This is a genomic window from Marinitoga arctica (assembly GCF_054657315.1).
This window is the reverse complement of the sequence record NZ_BAAHYY010000053.1, coordinates 1-5,557: the sequence shown is the minus strand read 5'-3', so window position 1 is coordinate 5,557 and position 5,557 is coordinate 1. Positions and strand designations below refer to the sequence as shown.

Below are 5,557 nucleotides of genomic sequence, written 5' to 3'. Positions count from 1 at the left end.
TAATTATTATTTAAATTAATATATTTATATTAATATGTGTTTAAAAATTTTTAATGAGAGGGTTTAATATGAAAAACGTTTTGATTATAGGGTATATGGAGTTTAAACCAAATATGCAAAGAGGCATTTCATTAATTGCAGAATCTTTTGTAGAAGATGGATATAACGTTACTTATCTAACTTATCCCACATATTTCCCACACTTATTAATTAAAAATAGAAGAAAATTATTTAAAGGAAGAATTTATAAATATGATAAGGCTACTGTTTATAACAAGACAGTTTTGTGTAAAGTTCCATATTTTTTAAATAAAGCATCTAAAAAATGGAGTTTTTTATTTCCAATATTTGAAAAATCACATGCAATACCAATATTAAAATTTTTCAAAAAAAATAAATTTGATATTATAGTAATAGAGTCTGGAAAAGCGGTTTTTTTAGCAAATTATCTAAAGTATATAAGAAATACAAAAATTATTTATCGGCAATCTGATCCTGTAGAATTTATTTTAGATAATAATCTAAAAAATTTTGAACATAAAATAATTAAATTTGCAGATTTAACCCTTGTTGCAAATAAAAAAATATTAAATGAATATAAAAAAAGATATCCTGAATTAACAGAAAAAATGGAAATTTTTGAAAATGGATTTATAGCACCTCAAAATAATATTAAATATAAAAACCCATATGTAACAAAAAATAATTTTATATATTTTGGACTTTTTGATATTGATTGGGATTATATTGCAACTTTGGCAAAAAGCATTCCTGAAGTTAATATACATATTTTTGGCCCATATAAAAAGAATAAAATGATTAAGAATTTTAAAAATATATATATGTATGGTTTTGTTCCACATAATGATATTTTACCTTATATAAAATACTCTGATGCGTGTTTACTTCCTTATAAGAATAACAGAAAAAAACTTAAATTCGTAGGTATTACTTCAAAAATATTAACTTATATGTATTTTGAAAAATATATAATCACAACGCCGTATGAAGGGTCAAATCAATTAAAAAAATTTGGAATATTAATTTCAAAGAATCCAGAGAATTTTGTTGAGATATCAAAAAAAATAATAAATTCAAAAAATAAGAAAATCAAATATAATATAAATTTTGAAAAATATAAATCCAAAAACAAGAAAAAGCAATTTATAAATCTTATAAAAAGGTATAAAATAAATTTGTAATGATTAAAATAATTATAAAAAACAAACTATAATTCTTAAAATGAATACTGCGAGTTGAAATTTATAATAAAAAGGGGTATTTTTGATGGATGTTGATTTATTATTAGAAAAAGAAGTAGAAGAATTATTAAATTTTACAATAAAAGATAAAGTTAATCTCTGGCAATTGGTAAGATATAATATTTTTTTCGATAAAATAAAAGATAAAGAAAAACTTTTAGAAGCGCGTTTTCAAAAAAAAGAAAGGAAAATTAGCGCTTATTTAAGATATATTAAATTAACATTAATAAAAAATCCATTAATGTTGTCTAAGCAAGCAGATATTTTGATAATAGGTCCTGCAATTACTAATGCAATTATAATAAATGGAAAGTATTTTAATAGAATTTATGATTACTACAATTTTTTATTTGAAAGAAATACAATTATGTTGGAAGATTCCTATGGATTTAAATACTTTTATCCTAGGAAGTTTAAAAATGTTTATTATCGCGATTATATAAAAATTATGCCTGTATTGAAAAATAAAATTTTTAGAAATAAAGTAGATTCTAAAGATTTGAAACTTATAGATTTATTTATTAAGTATATAAAAGAGCATTTAAATTTAAATGAATATTATATAAAAAAAGTAAGGGATACAATTTTAAAAACTGTTCTAAAAATTTCTTTTTATGAATATTACTATAAAAAACTAATAAATAAAATAAAACCTAAAATAGTGTTTTTAAATACAGCAAGTTATGGTTCGGAAAATTTTTTAATTAAGTTTTTAAAAGATGAAGGAATTACTGTTGGAGAATTCCAACATGGAGTAATAACCAAGTCACACATAGCATATAATTATGGAGAAGCAGTATTTAAAAATGATGAATATAAAAAATATCTACCGGATTACTTATTAACATATGGGGAATTCTGGAATGAAAACATGAGAATTCCAGTAAAAAAAGTAATTGTAGGGAATCCACATTTTTGGTATAATTATGAAAAAATCAACCAATCATTACATAAAAAGAAAATCGATAATAAAAAAAGAATACTTATAGTATCCCAAGGAACATTAACACACATTTATGTAAAAATAGCAAAAGAATTAGCAGAAAAAATTAGTGATAATTATGAAATAATTTTTAAATTACATCCTGGAGAAGTTGCTTTTGAAGAAAGATACAAAGAGTTGGAAAATTATAATAATGTTATAATAAAAAAAGATGGTGATATATATAAATTAATAAATATATCAGATTATATAGTGAGTATATATTCAACAACTATATTTGAAGCTGCATCATTAAATAAACCTGTATATATATACCAACATCCTCTTTCAGAAGCTTATATACCAAAAGAAATTGGAATATGGTTTAATGACGTTAATGAATTATATGAAATGATAAAAAAGGATATTAAATCCAAAAAAAATTATGATATAAATTATTTTTGGAATAAAAATTGGAAGGAAAACTATATAAAATTTTTAAAAGAAGAAATAGGAATTGAGGTGGAAAAATGAAAATATTAGCTATAGTTCCAGCTAGAGGAGGATCAAAAGGGATAAAAAAAAAGAACATAAGATTATTAAATAATAAACCGTTAATAACATATATAATAAATACAGCTAAAAATAGCCATTATATTACTGATATCGTTGTTACAACAGATAATGAAGATATTATAGATGTTGTTAAGTTATTTGATGTCAAAATAAGAAAGAGACCAAAGAATTTAGCAGAAGATAATATAACATTAGATCCTGTAATATATGATGCATATGAATGGTATAAAAATAACTATTCAGACGTTGATTATGTAATTACCTTACAACCAACATCACCATTATTGACAAAAGAAACATTAGAAAAAGCAATCCAATATATGATAGATCAAAATTATGATACAGTATTGTCGGTTGTTGACAATACGCATCTTGAATGGAAAAAAGAAAATAAAAAGATCATACCAAATTATTCAAAAAGATTAAATAGACAATGGCTACCTAAAAAATATAAAGAAACAGGAGCTTTTGTTATTTCAAAAAAAGAATTTATCTCATACAATAATAGATTTGGGGAAAAAATATCTGTTTTTGAAATTCCTACAGAAGAAGCAATAGATATAGATACACCATTGGATTGGTATATAGCAGAAAAAATTATGCAACGATTAAACATTCTATTTGTAACATCAGGCAATTCAGAGATAGGAATGGGTCACATATATAGAACTGTGACATTAGCAGAGACATTAATTGGGCATAATATTGACTTTTTTTTAGTTGACACATCAGAATATGCAAAAAAAATAATTAGTATAAATGGTTTTAAATATTATGAAAATGATATTGATAGTTTGTATAAAATAGCGAAAAAATATGATATTATAGTAAATGATTTTTTAGATACATCAGAAGAATATATGAATAACTTAAAAAAATCGAATAATTTTATAGTTAATTTTGAAGATTTAAGCATCTATTCAGACAAAGCTAATCTTGTAATTAACTCGCTATATGAAAGGATAAAAGTTCCTCAAAATCATAAATATGGTTACGAATATTGTGTTTTAAAGGAAGATTTTTTATTGACACAACCAAATAATTTTAGTGATGAAGTTAAGAATATCCTAATAACCTTTGGAGGTGTAGATAAAAATAATTTAACTCTAAAATCTGTAATAGCATTACAAAAAATACTAAAAAAAAGAAATATAAAAATAAAAATAATTATTGGTCCTGGCTATAAAGAATTAAAAAAATTAAATGAGATTATACAAAATATTGGAATAGAAAAGAATATTGAAATAATTCAAAATGTTAGAAATATGGCTAAAGAAATGAAAAATATAGATTTGGCTTTAACGTCAAATGGAAGAACAGTATATGAATTAGCCTCAATGAGAATACCAATAATAAGTATTGCTCAAAATGATAGAGAAACATTACATACATTTGCTAGATATAATAATGGAGTTAAGTATTTAGGAATAGCATGCAACGTGGATGAAAATAAAATATATAATACTATTTTAGATTTATTAAATAATAAAGAAGAGAGATTTTTAATGTATAAGAATTTACCATATAAAGAACTAAGAACTGGAATAAATAGAGTCAAAAATACAATAATTGAGTATTATTGGAGGTGGAGAAATGATAAAAATAGGTAAAAGAATTTTATATAAAACCAAACCTTTTGATAAACCGTATATAATAGCTGAAGCTGGAGTTAATCATGAAGGAGATATAGAGAAAGCAAAGCTTATGATAAAGCAAGCAGCTGAAGCTGGCGCAGATGCTATAAAATTTCAAACATACAAAGCAGAAAAATTAGCATCGAAATATTCTCCATCATACTGGGATACAACAAAAGAAAATACAAAAAATCAATATGAGCTATTTAAAAAATATGACAAATTTTGGAAAAATGAATATGAATTATTAGCTGAATATTCCGAAAAATGCGGAATAGATTTTATGTCAACTCCCTTTGATTTTGAATCTGCGGATTTTTTAGACCCATTGATTCCTGCATATAAAATTGCATCAGCAGATATAACAAATATACCTTTTTTAAAATATATAGCTAAAAAAGAAAAACCTATATTACTTTCAACAGGTGCAAGCTCGATTTCTGAAATTTGGAAAGCGGTTGAGACTATTAAAAATGAAGGTAATGATAATATAATATTATTACATTGTGTTTTAAACTATCCAACGAATTTAGAAAATGCAAATATTGGAATGATAAAAGATATGAATGAAAAATTTCCAGATTATATAATAGGATATTCAGATCACACTTTACCGAATGGCATGAAAGATGTTCTAACCGCAGCATGGCTAATGGGGGCTCAAGTAATTGAAAAACATTTTACTTTTGACAAAAGCTTACCAGGTAATGATCATTATCATGCAATGGACAAAACAGATTTAAAACAATTTGTTGAACATATAAGTAATTTACAAAAAATTATTGGAAAAACAAAAAAAGATTATTTAGAGAGTGAAATACCCGCTAGAAATAATGCCAGAAGAAGTTTAATCGCAGCAAAATTCATACCTAAAGGAAAGGTTATTACAAAAGAAGATATTGATATAAAAAGACCGGGAATAGGGGTACCGCCAGAATTATATGATAAAGTTATAGGATCAATTTCAACTCGTGACATAAATGAAGATGAAATTATATATTTTGGAGATTTTAAAGCGATAAAAAATATATGAGTGGTGATGAAAAATAAATCAAATAGTACAAAGAATAAAAAATAGTGTAACAATAAAATCTGGAATATGGTATATGGCAACAGATTTTTTATTAAAAGGAATGGCGTTTATAACCATTCCTATTTTTACG

4 protein-coding genes are annotated in these 5,557 nt (G+C 23.7%); all 4 read left to right on the top strand.

Annotated elements, in window-relative coordinates; translation table 11 throughout:
- Positions 1-68 precede the first annotated feature (68 nt).
- Positions 69-1,202 carry a GumK N-terminal domain-containing glycosyltransferase gene (locus ACYQ44_RS10185; protein ID WP_459997148.1) on the top strand — a complete coding sequence of 378 codons (1,134 nt, stop codon included), beginning with the start codon at positions 69-71 and terminating at the stop codon, positions 1,200-1,202.
- Between the two features lie 85 nt (positions 1,203-1,287).
- On the top strand, positions 1,288-2,718 hold the full coding sequence (locus ACYQ44_RS10180; protein WP_459997146.1) for a CDP-glycerol glycerophosphotransferase family protein: 1,431 nt from the start codon (positions 1,288-1,290) through the stop codon (positions 2,716-2,718).
- Positions 2,715-4,370, top strand: coding sequence for a cytidylyltransferase domain-containing protein (locus ACYQ44_RS10175; protein ID WP_459997144.1), 1,656 nt, complete (start codon positions 2,715-2,717; stop codon positions 4,368-4,370). Before ACYQ44_RS10180 ends, ACYQ44_RS10175 begins: the two co-directional genes overlap by 4 nt.
- A complete protein-coding gene (locus ACYQ44_RS10170) occupies positions 4,354-5,427 on the top strand; it encodes an N-acetylneuraminate synthase family protein (protein WP_459997142.1) in 1,074 nt (357 codons plus the stop codon). The genes ACYQ44_RS10175 and ACYQ44_RS10170 overlap by 17 nt, the downstream gene beginning before the upstream one ends.
- The last annotated feature ends 130 nt before the right edge of the window (positions 5,428-5,557 follow it).

Excerpts from the sequence above, each read along its gene's own strand:
- ACYQ44_RS10180 (WP_459997146.1), top strand. The coding sequence starts at position 1,288 with ATGGATGTTGATTTATTATTAGAAAAAGAAGTAGAAGAATTATTAAAT.
- ACYQ44_RS10185 (WP_459997148.1), top strand. The coding sequence starts at position 69 with ATGAAAAACGTTTTGATTATAGGGTATATGGAGTTTAAACCAAATATG.
- ACYQ44_RS10170 (WP_459997142.1), top strand. The coding sequence starts at position 4,354 with ATGATAAAAATAGGTAAAAGAATTTTATATAAAACCAAACCTTTTGAT.
- ACYQ44_RS10175 (WP_459997144.1), top strand. The coding sequence starts at position 2,715 with ATGAAAATATTAGCTATAGTTCCAGCTAGAGGAGGATCAAAAGGGATA.